The sequence below is a fragment of the Microlunatus antarcticus genome, assembly GCF_014193425.1.
GTDB classification, from domain to species: Bacteria; Actinomycetota; Actinomycetes; order Propionibacteriales; family Propionibacteriaceae; genus Microlunatus; species Microlunatus antarcticus.
The window spans coordinates 2,074,957-2,088,127 of record NZ_JACHZG010000001.1; the positions used below are offsets into that span (position 1 = coordinate 2,074,957).

General features: G+C 70.1%; 15 protein-coding genes. 7 read left to right on the top strand and 8 right to left on the bottom strand.

Features of this window, described 5'->3' with window-relative positions; translation table 11 throughout:
- Positions 1-247 precede the first annotated feature (247 nt).
- Positions 248-1,840 carry an FAD-dependent oxidoreductase gene (locus FHX39_RS09625; protein ID WP_408631486.1) on the top strand — a complete coding sequence of 531 codons (1,593 nt, stop codon included), beginning with the start codon at positions 248-250 and terminating at the stop codon, positions 1,838-1,840.
- Between the two features lie 39 nt (positions 1,841-1,879).
- Here the strand turns inward: FHX39_RS09625 and FHX39_RS09630 are convergent, their stop codons facing one another.
- Both FHX39_RS09630 and FHX39_RS09635 read right to left on the bottom strand, forming a co-directional pair.
- Entirely contained in the window at positions 1,880-3,373 is a 1,494-nt protein-coding gene (locus tag FHX39_RS09630; protein WP_183337900.1) for a phytoene desaturase family protein, read from the bottom strand.
- A complete protein-coding gene (locus tag FHX39_RS09635) occupies positions 3,370-4,065 on the bottom strand; it encodes a carotenoid biosynthesis protein (protein ID WP_183337902.1) in 696 nt (231 codons plus the stop codon). The genes FHX39_RS09630 and FHX39_RS09635 overlap by 4 nt, the downstream gene beginning before the upstream one ends.
- Positions 4,066-4,085: 20 nt before the next feature.
- On the opposite strand from FHX39_RS09635, the gene FHX39_RS09640 reads away from it, so the two are divergent.
- From FHX39_RS09640 to FHX39_RS09660, 5 genes are all read left to right on the top strand, one after another.
- Entirely contained in the window at positions 4,086-4,928 is an 843-nt protein-coding gene (locus FHX39_RS09640) for a prenyltransferase (RefSeq protein ID WP_183337904.1), read from the top strand.
- Between the two features lie 32 nt (positions 4,929-4,960).
- A complete protein-coding gene (locus tag FHX39_RS09645; protein WP_183337906.1) occupies positions 4,961-5,176 on the top strand; it encodes a hypothetical protein in 216 nt (71 codons plus the stop codon).
- A 467-nt stretch (positions 5,177-5,643) separates the two neighbouring features.
- A complete protein-coding gene (locus FHX39_RS09650; RefSeq protein WP_183337909.1) occupies positions 5,644-6,963 on the top strand; it encodes an SGNH/GDSL hydrolase family protein in 1,320 nt (439 codons plus the stop codon).
- A 159-nt stretch (positions 6,964-7,122) separates the two neighbouring features.
- On the top strand, positions 7,123-7,812 hold the full coding sequence (locus tag FHX39_RS09655) for an SDR family NAD(P)-dependent oxidoreductase (RefSeq protein WP_183337911.1): 690 nt from the start codon (positions 7,123-7,125) through the stop codon (positions 7,810-7,812).
- A 164-nt stretch (positions 7,813-7,976) separates the two neighbouring features.
- Positions 7,977-8,120 carry a hypothetical protein gene (locus tag FHX39_RS09660; protein WP_183337912.1) on the top strand — a complete coding sequence of 48 codons (144 nt, stop codon included), beginning with the start codon at positions 7,977-7,979 and terminating at the stop codon, positions 8,118-8,120.
- Between the two features lie 66 nt (positions 8,121-8,186).
- Here FHX39_RS09660 and FHX39_RS09665 read toward each other — a convergent pair whose 3' ends face one another.
- Entirely contained in the window at positions 8,187-8,516 is a 330-nt protein-coding gene (locus FHX39_RS09665; RefSeq protein ID WP_183337914.1) for an HAD family hydrolase, read from the bottom strand.
- Positions 8,517-9,131: 615 nt separating this feature from the next.
- Between FHX39_RS09665 and FHX39_RS09670 the strand changes: the two genes are divergently transcribed.
- A complete protein-coding gene (locus FHX39_RS09670) occupies positions 9,132-9,800 on the top strand; it encodes an OBAP family protein (protein WP_198423335.1) in 669 nt (222 codons plus the stop codon).
- 62 nt (positions 9,801-9,862) lie between these two features.
- On the opposite strand, the gene FHX39_RS09675 is transcribed toward FHX39_RS09670, so the two are convergent.
- The 5 genes from FHX39_RS09675 to FHX39_RS09695 form a co-directional block, all read right to left on the bottom strand.
- Positions 9,863-10,744: a molybdate ABC transporter substrate-binding protein gene (locus FHX39_RS09675; protein ID WP_183337918.1), complete on the bottom strand. Its 882-nt coding sequence runs from the start codon at positions 10,742-10,744 to the stop codon at positions 9,863-9,865.
- On the bottom strand, positions 10,731-11,093 hold the full coding sequence (locus FHX39_RS09680; protein WP_183337920.1) for a DsrE family protein: 363 nt from the start codon (positions 11,091-11,093) through the stop codon (positions 10,731-10,733). The genes FHX39_RS09675 and FHX39_RS09680 overlap by 14 nt, the downstream gene beginning before the upstream one ends.
- Before the next feature lie 134 nt (positions 11,094-11,227).
- Entirely contained in the window at positions 11,228-11,884 is a 657-nt protein-coding gene (locus FHX39_RS09685; RefSeq protein WP_183337922.1) for an anti-sigma factor family protein, read from the bottom strand.
- Positions 11,881-12,393: a sigma-70 family RNA polymerase sigma factor gene (locus tag FHX39_RS09690; protein ID WP_198423336.1), complete on the bottom strand. Its 513-nt coding sequence runs from the start codon at positions 12,391-12,393 to the stop codon at positions 11,881-11,883. The genes FHX39_RS09685 and FHX39_RS09690 overlap by 4 nt, the downstream gene beginning before the upstream one ends.
- 26 nt (positions 12,394-12,419) lie before the next feature.
- On the bottom strand, positions 12,420-13,103 hold the full coding sequence (locus tag FHX39_RS09695; RefSeq protein WP_183337924.1) for a hypothetical protein: 684 nt from the start codon (positions 13,101-13,103) through the stop codon (positions 12,420-12,422).
- Between the last annotated feature and the right edge of the window lie 68 nt (positions 13,104-13,171).

The following is a 13,171-nucleotide window of genomic DNA, read 5'->3' on the forward strand; positions in this document are numbered from 1 at the left end:
TCGGACATCGCCGGAACTGGACAGATCTGCGCCGAGGAGTTCGTGACAGGCCGGCAGGACCACGTCGTCAGCGGTTGTCGAGCCTGCCCCCGGTCGTGAGGCCGAGCGCGTACGGGGGCCGGTGCAGGACTGCTGGCTATAGTCGAAAAGCCGCTCGAAGCCGTCGTCGGCAGAACGATCGGTGAACGATGTCGAGCCCCGCAAACCCGTTCGGCGCGAGGTCCTCCGCCCGCGTCACCGCCGCGACGTGCGCGTCCGTCACGCGGTGCGCACGATGAAGCAGGCCTGGCTGCCCGGGCGCGACAAGAAGGCCGTCCGTCATCCGGGCGAGCACGGCGCCCTGCGCCCGTCGCCCGACCAGCCGCAGCGGTCGACCCTCGTCCTCGGCGGGGGCATCGCGGGCATCGCGGCCGCCGTCGGCCTCGCCGAGCGCGGCGTCGAGGTCACCCTCGTCGAGCGCGAGGCGCAGCTTGGCGGCCGCGTACGCTCCTGGCCGGTCGAGCACGACAGCGCCGCCGGCGCGCCGGTCACCATGAGCCGGGGCTTCCACGCCTTCTTCCGGCAGTACTACAACCTGCGTGCCCTCCTGCGCCGCGTCGACCCGGCCCTCGAGGGCCTGACCGCCGTCGAGGACTACCCACTGGTCCTGGCGGGCGGCCACCGCGACTCGTTCGCCGGCGTGCCCCGTACGCCGCCGCTCAACATGGCGGCCTTCGTGGCCCAGAGCCCCAGCTTCACCGCGGGCGACCTGAAGAACATCGACGAGGTGGCGGTCTGGGAGCTGCTCGACGTCGACTTCCCCGCGACCTTCTCGGCGCACGACGGCGAGAGCGCGGCCGCCTTCCTCGACCGGCTCGGCTTCCCCGACGCCGCCCGGCACCTGGCGCTCGAGGTCTTCGCCCGCAGCTTCTTCGCCGCGCCCGACGAGTTCTCGGCCGGCGAGCTGGTCGGGATGTTCCACAGCTACTTCCTCGGCTCGTCCGAGGGCCTGCTCTTCGACGTCCCCGTCGACGACTACGACACCATCTTCTGGGGGCCGCTCCGTGGCTACCTGGAGCGGCTCGGCGTCGAGGTCCGGGCCGGGGAGACCGTCCAGGACCTCGACCTGGGCGGGGACCAGGTCAGCGTGACGACCGACCGGGGCACCCTCACCGCCGACACCGTCGTCCTGGCCACCGACCTCCGGACGACGCGCAGCCTGGTCGAGACCACGCGGGGGAGCCTCGACGACCCGGGGTGGCGGAGCCGGATCGCGGAGACGCGGGACGCCCCGCCGTTCGCCGTCTGGCGTCTGTGGCTCGACCGCAAGGTCGCTGCGGACCGCCCGGCCTTCCTGGGCACGAGCGGCTACGGCCCGATGGACAACATCACCGTGCTCGAGCGGTTCGAGGCCGGCGCGCGCCGCTGGTCCGACGCGCACGACGCGTCCGTCGTCGAGGTGCACGCGTACGCCCTCCAGCCCGAGGACGGCGACGAGGCGCAGGTCCGGCGCACGCTGCGCGCCGAGCTGGCCCGCGTCTACCCCGAGACCGCGGACGCGGAGGTCGTCGGGGAGGAGTGGCTGCTGTCGGACGACTGCCCGCTGGTCGGCACCACTCCCTGGGTGCTCCGACCCGAGGTTGCGACCCCCGACCTGCGGCTGGTCCTCGCCGGCGACGGGATCCGGTGCGACTACCCGGTGGCGCTGATGGAGCGGGCGGCGACCACGGGTTTCCTGGCGGCCAACCGGCTGCTCGCCGGCTGGGGCCTCGCCGGCCACGACCTGTGGACGGTGCCCATGAGCACCCGCCAGCCCGGACTGCTGAAGGCCAGGACGCTGCTCGACCGCGTCAGCGCCTGACCCAGGCCTTGAGGGGGCCCCGGCCCGGTCGGGCCGGGCTCAGACCGGCAGCGGTCCGCTGCTGGTGTCGCCGATGATCCGCTTGTAGGCCAGCTCGGCCGAGATCAGGCAGATCGGCATCCCGATGCCGGGGTTGGTGGCGGCGCCGACGTAGTAGAGGTTCGACAGCTTCTTGCTGATGTTGTTGGGCCGGAACGCCGTCTGCTTCATGGTGTGGGCCAGCCCGAGCGCGGACCCGCCGTACGCGTTGTAGTCGGCGGTGAAGTCGCGCGAGGTGTAGGTCCGCTCGAAGACGATCCTGGACTCGAGGTCGGGGACGTCGAAGTCGGTCGCCAGCAGGTCGAGGGCCTTGCGGCGGTAGCGCGCGATGTCGTCGTCGGTCATCGACAGCCCCGGGGCGACGGGCACGAGGACGAAGAGGTTCTCCTGGCCTTCGGGGGCCGTGGTCGGGTCGGTCCGGCTCGGCGCGCAGACGTAGTACGAGGGGTCGTCGGGCCAGGTCGGGTCGTCGAAGATCTGCCCGAAGCTGCGCTTCCAGTCCTGTCCGAAGGCCAGGTTGTGGTGGGTCAGGCTCGGCACCCGGCCCTCCAGGCCCAGGTAGAGGATGAACGCGCTCGGCGCCAGCGTCTTCTTGGCCCAGTAGCGGTCGGGGTAGGTCCGGGCCGCCTTGGGCAGCAGCGTCGTCTCGGTGTGCGCCATGTCGGCGTTGGAGACGACGAGGTCGGCGTACAGCTCCTCGCCCGACGCCAGCCGGACCCCGGACGCGCGCCCGCCGTCGGTCAGGATCTGCTCGACCGGCGCCTCGGTGCGGTAGGTGACCCCGTGCTTGGTGCCGATCGCCTCGAGCGCGCGGATGATCGAGTAGATACCGCCGCGGGGGTAGAAGACGCCCATGTTGAAGTCGATGTGGCTCATGATGTTGTAGAGCGCCGGGGTGTTGTACGGCGAGGAGCCGAGGAAGACCAGCTGGTACTCCAGGATCTTCTGCACGGCGTCGGTGGAGAACGTCCGGCTGATGTACTTGTGCATGTTCTCGAAGACGTGCAGCTGCCGGCCCTGCTTCGCCGTCTTCCGGTCGATGAAGTCGAAGAAGCTGTCGTGGTTGCGGTACATGAACTGGTCGATGGCGATCTCGTACTGCTCCGCCGAGCTGTCCAGGTAGGTGCGCAGCGCCTGGCCGCTGCCCGGCTCCAGCCGCTCGAAGGTCTCCACGTCGCGGTCGAGGTCGGAGTACATGTCGACCTCGAGCTCGGTGCCCCGGAAGACGATCCGGTACGACGGGTCGAGCCGCTGCAGGTCGAGGTGGTCCTCGACCCGCTCGCCCAGCAGGGCGAAGAAGTGCTCGAAGACGTCCGGCATCAGGTACCACGACGGGCCCATGTCGAAGCGGAACCCGTCGACCTCGAAGTGGTTCGCCCGCCCGCCCAGCAGCGCGTTCTTCTCCAGCAGCGTCACCTCGTACCCGCGCCGGCCCAGCAGGGCCGCGGTGCCCAGCCCACCGATGCCGCCACCGATGACCAGTGCAGTGCTCACGGGGCGCGACCATAGCCCCGCGACAAAGCCGCGACGGCGACGACGCCGACCAGCGCCGCGAGCCACTGGCCGCTCCAGGCGTTGACCGCCGTCCAGAACACCAGCACCAGCCACAGGTTGCGCGCGAAGAGCGCCGGTAGCGGCCGCGGCAGCCGACGCAGCGCGAGCACCGCGATCCCGCCCGACACCACCCAGCCGAGGAAGTTCACCAGCGGGACGCCGTAGTAGCGGCCCGGGTCGTCCCAGGCCCAGAAGCCGAGGCTCACGGCGGCCGGGTCCAGCACGAGGTCGCACACGACGACGAGCACGACCGCCTGCCAGGCACGGCGGGTGGACGCGAGGCTGCCGAGCAGCAGCGGCGTCCAGGCCAGCAGCACCGTCGGCGGCACCAGCCCGAGCATCGGCGGACCCAGCACGCCGCTGTAGGAGAACCTCCCGTACGGCACGCCGGTGGCGACGGCGACCGACTCGAACACCACGGCGTAGAGCCCCAGCCCGAGCAGCAGCGCGACGCCGCGGCGGACGCCCAGCCACCGCACCGCGCCGACGATCACCGGCGCCGAGAAGAGCAGGATGGCCAGCGCCGAGGCCCACCACCAGCGCGGCTCGAGCGGCGCTCGGACCAGCCCCGCCGCCGCAGCCACCAGCAGCGCGGCCAGCAGCCAGCGACGACCCCGGATGGCTTGGTCCACCCGAACTAGCATGACGGCCGATGCGCCACCTGCTCCGGGTGTCTCGGCCCCGCTTCTGGATGTACCTGCTCGGGCCCTACATGGTGGCCCTCGCAGCGACGTCGTTGCGCCCGCCCCTGGAGGTCTGGCTGCTGGGGCTGTACCTGACGCTGCCGGCCAACCTGCTGATCTACGGCGTCAACGACCTGTTCGACGCCGACACCGACCGGCTCAACCCCAAGAAGCGCGACTACGAGCAGCTGCTCCAGCAGAGCCAGCGGCGCAACCTCGTGATCGCGATCCTCGTGCTGAACGTGCCGTTCCTCGCCCTCGTGCCCTTCCTGCCGCACGCCTGGCCGTGGCTGCTGCTGTTCCTGGTCACGGGGATCGGCTACTCGGTGCCGCCGCTGCGGGCCAAGGCCCGCCCCGTCGTCGACGCCGCCTTCAACATCCTCTACGTGGCCCCCGGGCTCGCCGCGTACGCCACCGTGAGCGGCGAGCAGCCGCCGGTCACCGTGCTGCTCGCGGCCCTGCTGTGGTGCATGGCGATGCACGCGTACTCGGCGGTCCCGGACATCGCCGCGGACCGTGCCGCCGGCCTGAGCACCGTCGCCACCTACTTCGGCTCGGGGAGGACCCTGCTGCTGTGCGGCCTCGCCTACGCGGTGGCGGCCCTGCTGGCCTTCCCCTCGGTCGGGGCCTTCGCTCTCGTGGGCGGGTTGGCCTACCTCGTGATGATCGCCCTCTCCCTCCGCAGCCGCGGCGCCGAGCAGCTCTTCGCGCTCTACCGCCGTTTCCCCGTGCTCAACACCGCCCTGGGCGGGGCGCTGTTCGTGGTGATCGGGCTGAGGCACGCGACCTGGCCCTTCGACTGGCGGGGCTGATCGAGCCTCGGCTCGACCACCACGTCCTTCTCATGAGCCACCCACGTCGCGACAGCCATCGGGCTAGTGGCCTCGACACCTGCCTCCGCTCCGACGCCTGCGTGTCCTGGACGACGTGGGGTGTGGATGACCGGTTCGACTGGTGGACCGACGATGACGGTGACCTGCGGCAGGGGCACGACCTCCTGTTCGCCGGCGGAGAGCCGACGCCCGCGTACGACGCGGTGCAGAGGGTCCTCGCGCACTGACCGTCGAGTACCTGGAGAGCGCTGGGCACAGCCGAGGTGATGTGCCCACTCAGGGGTGGACGTGCCCGTTCTGATCTCGCACCAGACTTCTGAGAGCGCGACAGACCAGGCGCGTGCTGCGTCGACGCCGTTGTCCGCAGCCGGCTTCGTCCTGGGCACGTGCTCAGCAATCGGATGATCTTGGGTTCCTCGTACCCGCGGGTCGAGGGCGAGCGGGGGAGTGATGCCAATTCGCTGAAGCCGAGGACGAACCGAGTAACGCCCTGCTACCTTCATCGAAATTTCAGGAAGCCGCACCTGCGCGACTCGTAAGGGCCAACACCGTGTCGGATCATCTTCTCCTGCAGGCGAAGAGCACGAGCAAGAACGTCGTGTGCGTTCTCGCGCTGAGTCTGCTCCTGGCCCTTCTCGGTCCTACGCCGGCACGAGCCGCGTCACCCGTTCTCGTCCTACCGGATCACCCGAAGGTGCTGCTGATCGGCGACTCCTACACGAAGGGGATCGGCGCCACCAGCAAGAAGAAGGCCTACGCCTACAAGGTCGCCGAACCACTCGGCTGGGACCTGACGATCGACGGCAAGTCAGGGACCGGTTACATCGACCCGTCCGGCGACGGCGCCGACACCTATCCCGAACGGATGTGGCTGCGCTCGCACAACGCCCCCGATGTCGCCTACGACCTCGTGGTGATCCAGGGCAGCTCCAACGACCGGAAGTACACGATGGGTGAGGTGGCCGGAAGGATCAACCTGACCATCCGCACGAGCCGGAAGCTCTGGCCGCAGGCTCAGATCATCTTGATGGGCCCGACCAATCCCTGGGCCAACGTCGCGGAGTACGCCATGGTCAACGACAAGCTCAGAGCGGCTGCCGCCGGGAACGGGATCCCCTTCATCGACCCGATCGGGGAGCAGTGGTTCGTCCCGGGGGATGGCGAGCGCTACGCGAACGTGGAGAACGGCCACCCCAACGATCTCGGATACGAGCTGATGGCCCGTCGGTTCGTCGCGGACGTGAAGAAGTTCTCCGGCATCAGCGGCGAGGACGGACGACCCCACTCCTACTGGTCGACCACGCACGACTCCGGCGTCGCCGATCCCGACGACGACATCACCTGGACGGTCCTGGACCACAAGATCATCGCCTCGACGCCCGACGAGGTCGTGGTGCCGTTCGTATACACCTGCGGCACCAAGGCCGACCCGAGGGGCGTGGAGTACGACCCGGCCGCGTTCCAGACCGTCTACGCCGACCGGAGTGCGGCCGCGTACACGGACCTGGAGGACCCCAGCACGGGGGAGTTTCCGACCTTCACCTGCGACGGCGCGCAGCACGTCACCGAGGTCGTCCTCCAGGAGCAGGAGGGGGACGGCTTCGAGACCGGCAACATCGAGGTGGGCCTGATCAAGGCCGACGCCGGCCCGAGCGTGGAGCCGACGTTCGCGCACGCGATCATCGGTCGCGACCAGCTCCTCGACACGCGGGCGGAGGTCGCGGTCACGGTCAACGCCACGCCGGAGTCGACCAGGCCCGGCTCGAAGATCACCGTCAAGGGCACGGTGAAGCGCGAGGGCAAGGCCTACAAGGGCAAAGACGCGACCCTGTACTTCCAGACCAGGGCGGGCGACCCGGCCGTCAAGATCGGTAGTGCCACCACCGACAGCAAGGGCAACCTGTCGACCAAGGTGATCGTGACGGGCCCCGGGACCTACTTCTGGACGACGACCTCGACCAGCAAGACCCAGGCCGGCGTCACCTCGCGCGGCGACTACGCGGCCGCAGCCTGACCGCAATCCCAGCCGGCACGACCGATTGGGGTGTGGATCACCTGGACGGGCTCCCGGAGTTCCCGGGGGACCTGGATAGCGCTCGGCCGCCTGCTGCACAGCAACGGGGTGACCCCCGAGGCCCAGCGATCTAGAGAGTCCGTCGGGCAGGCTGGGGCCATGACCATCGTCTTGATCACCGGGGCGAGTCGTGGACTCGGGGCACGGACGGCTCAGCGGCTCGCCGGGCAGGGGTGCACCGTGTTCGCGGCCAGCCGCAAGCCCGATCGTTCCGGCCGGCCGAGCTCGAGCGGGCTCGACATGCGCCCGATCGGCCTCGACGTCGTTGATGACGACTCCGTCGCCGCTGCCGTTCGTGAGGTCGAGGAGGCCGTCGGTTCCCTCGACGTCCTCGTCAACAATGCCGGTATCCCGGGCACCTGGGCGCCCGCCGAGCAGGTGCAGCCCGCAGATTTCGCCCACGTCCTGGCCACGAACCTGCTCGGTCCGGTTCGGGTCACCCAGGCGTTCCTGCCGCTGCTGCGGCGTGGTCACCGGCCACGGCTGGTGATGGTGTCGTCCGGGATGGGCTCACTCACGCTCCAGTCGAGCGACGACACCTACCGCGACATCGCGCACCTTCCCTACCCGGCATCCAAGGCGGCCCTCAACATGCTCGCGGTGCAGTACGCCAAAGCGCTGCCCGACGTGCTCGTCACTGCCGTCGATCCCGGGCTGACTGCCACGGAGTTCACCGACAACGCCGGCCATTCGGTTGAAGAGGGCTCTGACGTCATCGTCTCCGCTGCGTTGGACACCGCGGGCCCGACCGGCCGCTTCATGGATCGCCACGGCAGCACACCCTGGTAGCAGGGTGCGCTGCCCGTAGCGTCCCAACACTGCCCTCATCTAAAGCAATCGTGTGAGTGACTGCAAGCCCACGCAGACAAATCCAGGTTGTCGTACGGTCGTCCTGCACAGCCGTCGGGGGCCATGCGGTCGTGAGTCAGTTCGCACAATCAGGAGCCCGCACCGTGACCTCCACCTTGCCCGCCCGCCCCGCCCGCCGGTCGTTGCTGGACCAGGGTCGGCTGTTGCTGACCGTGGCGTTAACCGGCCTCGCCGGGAACATGATCTTGACGGTGATGACCGTGACCAACCCCCGCGCCCACGGCTGAGGTCGTCGCCGCACCCGCCCCCCCGTGTGCTGACGAGCAGGTCGACAACGCAGTCCGCCCGCTGCTTCAGATCACCTGCCGTGCAAGGGCTGCCACCGACGACACCTGGAGCTCGGCCGGGGCGAAGTAGGACGGGTGGCTGCGGTGGTCCCGGTTGATCCAGGCGGTGCGGAGACCGGCGTGGTGGGCACCGTGGCTGTCCCACGGATGTACGGCGACCAGCATCGTGTCCGACAGGCCCACGTCGCATCTCTTAGCCGCCCACCAGTACGAGCTTGCGCCGGTCTCCCACGGCGGTGCGTCCTCCACCGACAGCACCTTTTCGAAGTGCTCGCCGATGCCGACGGCCTCGAACAGCTTGGTGGTGGTCGCCGCGGAGCCGTTGGACAGCGACACGAGGCGGAGACCTGCGGCTGCCAGGTGGCGGACGCCCGGCGCTATATCGAGGTGCGGCGGGACGCGGGCGAAGCTGTCCTCCTGTCCGTTGCCATCGAGCTTGTCAGCGACCTCCTGCTCACGCTGACAAGTTCGGAGGTGGCCTCCGGCTGGTTCCGTGACAGGCAAGTTGTCAGCACACGGAATCTCTGACAGCCAAGTTGTCACTAGCCGGACGACCATGGTGTGGAAGGGTCATCTGGTGATGGCGCACGACCGCCTCAACCGAAACGCTTCGCCGGAGTCTTACGGGACAGTCGGCGACGGCCATACGGACGGTTGCCCGGGCGTAGCCGGGGGAGTGCCGCTAACCGATTCGCCGGTTGGGAGCAGGTGCGGGATGCACGGTATGAGTTCGCGGTCTCTGGTCGCACGACACCGCCGATCGCCATCTGCTGCTGTCGTGGGCGTGACGCCCCTTGTGGTGTCGCACCGTCGCGCGATGGGTAGGTGCCAGATATGGATTCTGTACTAGACAAGGTGATTCCGGCTCGCCAGCGGGTTCGGGCGGGTGGCTACGGTGCCGGCTTAGCAGCTGGGATCGTGCTCGGACTTGGCGTGGGGGTCGGGCACAAGGTGGTCGGTACCCTGAAGGTGGGGAAGGGCCACTCGCTGAAGCACCGGGTGCTCGACCTCGCGTGTGCGTTGCTGCAGCACAAGTACCCGTTGGACGCGATGAGCACGTACCTGAACGGCTTCCACATCTACGCCGACGAGATGGGCCGCCAGGTCGAGGCGACCCACTTCTGCATCCACCTGCGTCATGACCTGCACCAGTGCGTGATCTTCGACAGCAACGCCGCGGACGCCCGGCTGATCGGGATCGAGTACATCATCAGCGAGGACCGGTTCCGCAGCCTGCCGGACGAGGAGAAGCAGCTGTGGCACAGCCACAACTACGAGACGAAGTCGGGGATCCTGACCACTCCGGGTGTCCCGGGCTGGGCCGAGCACTGGTACTTCGAGGACCTGGTCACGACGTACGGGAAGACGTTCCACACCTGGCAGTACGACCGTGACGACTTCCCGTACGGCATCCCGCAGCTGATGATGGCGCTCACCGAGGACGGCCAGGCCGTCGAGGGCCCGATCGCGGATCGGGACCGCCGGCTGGGTGTCTCCACCCCGCACACCCGGCAGTCCCGCGCCGACATCCCGACGCCGCAGGTGGTGCCCGGCGCCAACCCTTGGACGAGCGGGAAGAGCGTGCAGACCAGGCTCGAGCAGGTCGACTTCAAGCGGTAGGAAGGCACGAGCGGGTCGCCCCCGCCACGGGGAGCCGCTCTTGCGCAAAGGCAGCGACGGGGTCAGCCGGGGGGTGAGAACCCGTGGCGGCGGAGGGCGCGCTGACCGTCGGGTCCGACGAGGTGCTCGACGAGACTGACCGCGAGGTCGTGGTGAGGGGCGTCGGTCACGACAGCTGCCGCGTAGTGACCGGTCGGGTTGGCCGGTGCGGCCAAGGCGACCTCGGCGAGGGGGCGCCCGAGGTGGAGGTGGTGCAGCGCCTCCGTCTGCCAGACCACTGCGATGTCGGTGTCGTCGTCGAGCAGCCACCGCGGCCCTTGACGGTGGTGGATGGCGGTGAGCCGCACGTCGCCGCGTCGGACGGCCTCGTCGAGGACGGCGTCACGCAGGCCGGTGCCGCCGAGCGTCTCCAGCGCGGTGATGGCGAGCTGACCGATCCCTTCGGTCCTCGGATCGGGGAAGGCGACCCGCACGCCGGGGCGGGCGAGGTCGCGCCAGTCGGTGACGTCCTTGGGGTTGCCCTGCTGCACGAGCAGGGAGAGGCCGTTGCTGGCGTAGGGGCGGGCGACGTCGGTCAGCCCGTCGCTGTGCAGTTCGGCGAGCACCGCCGGGCTGGCGGCGATCACGTCGGCGGTGAACGGCAGCAGCAGCGTGCCCATCCGGAGGCTGCCGCGTCGGAGCTGCTGGACGAGGATGCCGGGCGGGAGCGTCTCGTAGAAGACCGTCGGGGTGGGGTCGCGTCCGGCGATGAAGCCGGCGACGAGGTCGGGCATGGCCATGAACTGGTTGCCGGCGACCAGCAGGCGCAGGTCGGCGTGGAGGGGGTCGCCGACCAGGTCCTCGACGTGGTCGTGAGGTTCGACCTGGAACTCGACCGGCTCGGCGGACCGGTGCGTCGAGGCGGGCTCGTGGTCGGGGGCGGGCCGGTGTTCAGGGCCGGACATAGGACCAGCCGTCACGCTGGCGGTGGATGAGCTGGACGATGCCGGCGGGCACGATGGTCACCCCGGCGGCGAGCTGGTCCTCGCCGACGTGCTCGCGGCGCATCGTGTTCGCGCACGCGTCGACCTGGACCCCGCGTTCGATCAGCGTCCGGAGCGCGGTCTCGTGCGGGGCGCCGGCGAGGACGGCCCGCAGGCCAGGTCCGTGGGTGACGAGCTCCACCACGGTGCCGTCCCCGAGGGCGTCGAGGACGTTCGCGACGTTGCGGAGCACCGACTCGTGCTTGGCGGGGTCACCCTCGTCGAGGTGGAAGACGACCCCCGGGGTCGCGTGGTGGGGTGCGCTGGTCACGATGGGTACTCCCTCAGTGGTGCTCGTCGGTCGAGGGCCACGAGTGCCGTCGAGTACGGTCCCTGCAGCCACGACCTAAATGTACGTACACCCACTCTGGGGGTTGACGTCGGCCCGGAGGGCGAAGACCGGGCTCAGGGGGACTGAGTGATGACGCCGTCGGGTCCGACGACCTGGATCCGGCTGATGGACTGGGGGGTCACCGAGGTCGCGCCCGTGACCTGGACGTGCCCGTCGGCGGTCGTTCCCCACGACGCGGCGCGTTCGTGACCGCCGGACCGGTCGGTGATCTCGAGGGTGAACGGTCCGGTCGCCGGCAGTCCTGTGGCCGTCAGCGTGACGGACGTCCCCCAGGGTCGTGGGTCGAGCAGGGCCGTGCCGGTTCCGGCCGCACCGCTGGTCGCGGGGCGTAGCTCGATGACGGCGGCAGTCGCCGTGGTGGCGGGTGGTCGCAGCAGGGGAGGGGTGACGACCAGTGCGGCGGCGAGGACGGCGGCCGCGACCACGCCGAGCAGGGTCCGGCGTCGCCGCCTCAGCCGTCGTGCCGTCAGCTGGGCGAGGAGGCGGTGCTGGCGCGCGTCGGCTGCTGCTGCCAGCTCGTCCGGGGGTTGCGGCACGGTCGGGGCGGCGCGCCGCAGCAGGCCGGGCAGCGAGGCGGACCGGCTGAGCTCGTCGCGGCACGAGGGGCAGTCGGGGAGGTGGGCCTCAAAGACGTCGCGGTCGGCAGGCTCCAGGCCGCCGAGCAGGTAGGCGCCGAGCAGGTGGCGGATCTCGCGGTGGTCCTGGCTCATCGGAGCTCTCCCATCTCCTCGAGCGCGGTTCGCAGGGCGCGGACCGCGTAGTAGCTGCGTGACTTCACCGTCCCCGCCGGCACGCCGAGCCGCAGCGCTGCCTCGTTGACGGTGCAGCCGTCGTAGTACAGGGCCTGCACCACGGCGCGGTGGTCCTTGCTCAGCCGGGCGAGGGCCTCCGCCACGACCCAGCCTTGCATCGCGGTCGCCAGGTCTTCCGGTGCGGGCTGGTTGGACAGGACGGTCTCGTCGGTCACGAGGCGAGGTCGCCGGCGGTCCTTGCGCCACTGGTCGGTGATGACGTTGCGGGCGGTCGTCAAGAGGTAGGCCCGCGGGTTGGCGCGGGGGTCGAGCCGGTGGAGGTGCCGCCAGGCGCGGAGGAACGTCTCCTGCACGACGTCCTCGGCCTGGGCGACGTCGGTGGTGTAGCGGCGGGCGAAGGAGAGCAGCGCGTCGGCGTGGGCGTCGCACAGGGCGGCCATCAGCTGCTCGTCGACGTGCTCCGTCACGGTGTCCTCCGCCGCCCGCCGGCCGGTCAGACCGCGGCGCCGTTGATGTGGAACCGGACGGTCTCGACGTTTGAGGCGACGCCGAGGTCCTTCAGGTCGCGCGAGTCGACCTTGCCGTCGTGGTTGGCGTCGACCACCACGGCCGGGGCGTCGTCGTAGACCCCGTTGTGGTTCAGGTCGGCGACGACGGCGACAGTGAGGACGGTGTCGACGTCGCGGCCGGCGATCGGCGCGCCGACGACCCAGCTGTCACCGATCTGCGCGGACCGACCCGAGCGGTCGGTGACGCCGGTGAGGTTGAACAGGTTGGCCAGGTTCGTGCCCGGCCCCGAGAAGCCGGGCAGCGTGGCGTTCGTCGTGGAGGTGAGCACGACCAGCCCGGGCAGCCGGTCGTCAGGACCGGTCGAGAACGAGCCCGGGAACGGGGCCGTGTTGTTGTGGGCGGCCGGTCCGGTCAGCTGAGGTGCGGTGAACCCCGCGCTCTTCAGCGGGTCCTTCCCGCGGTAGTCCAGCTTCAGGTCGACCAGCCACGCCGCCCCGGAGATCCCCGCGTCGTCGTGACGGCTGGGAGTCGTGATCTCGACCGTGACCGGCCGGTGGCCGTGCGCGTAGGCGGAGCTGACCGCGGGAACGACGCCGGTCAGGCCGAGGACCGCGGCCGTACCGCCCGCGAGCGATGCGGCCAGTCGGGTGGAGAGGTGAAGCTTCATGCGTGGGCTCCGTCGCGTGGTGGCCCGGGTCGCTGGTGGATCCGGTTCCACCCTCGTGTACGTCGCCA

Bases quoted from the DNA above. Each gene is read 5' to 3' on its own strand.
- FHX39_RS09655 (WP_183337911.1), top strand. From the start codon at position 7,123: ATGACCATCGTCTTGATCACCGGGGCGAGTCGTGGACTCGGGGCACGG.
- FHX39_RS09645 (WP_183337906.1), top strand. From the start codon at position 4,961: ATGAGCCACCCACGTCGCGACAGCCATCGGGCTAGTGGCCTCGACACC.
- FHX39_RS09695 (WP_183337924.1), bottom strand. From the start codon at position 13,103: ATGAAGCTTCACCTCTCCACCCGACTGGCCGCATCGCTCGCGGGCGGT.
- FHX39_RS09675 (WP_183337918.1), bottom strand. From the start codon at position 10,744: ATGTCCGGCCCTGAACACCGGCCCGCCCCCGACCACGAGCCCGCCTCG.
- FHX39_RS09640 (WP_183337904.1), top strand. From the start codon at position 4,086: ATGCGCCACCTGCTCCGGGTGTCTCGGCCCCGCTTCTGGATGTACCTG.
- FHX39_RS09685 (WP_183337922.1), bottom strand. From the start codon at position 11,884: ATGAGCCAGGACCACCGCGAGATCCGCCACCTGCTCGGCGCCTACCTG.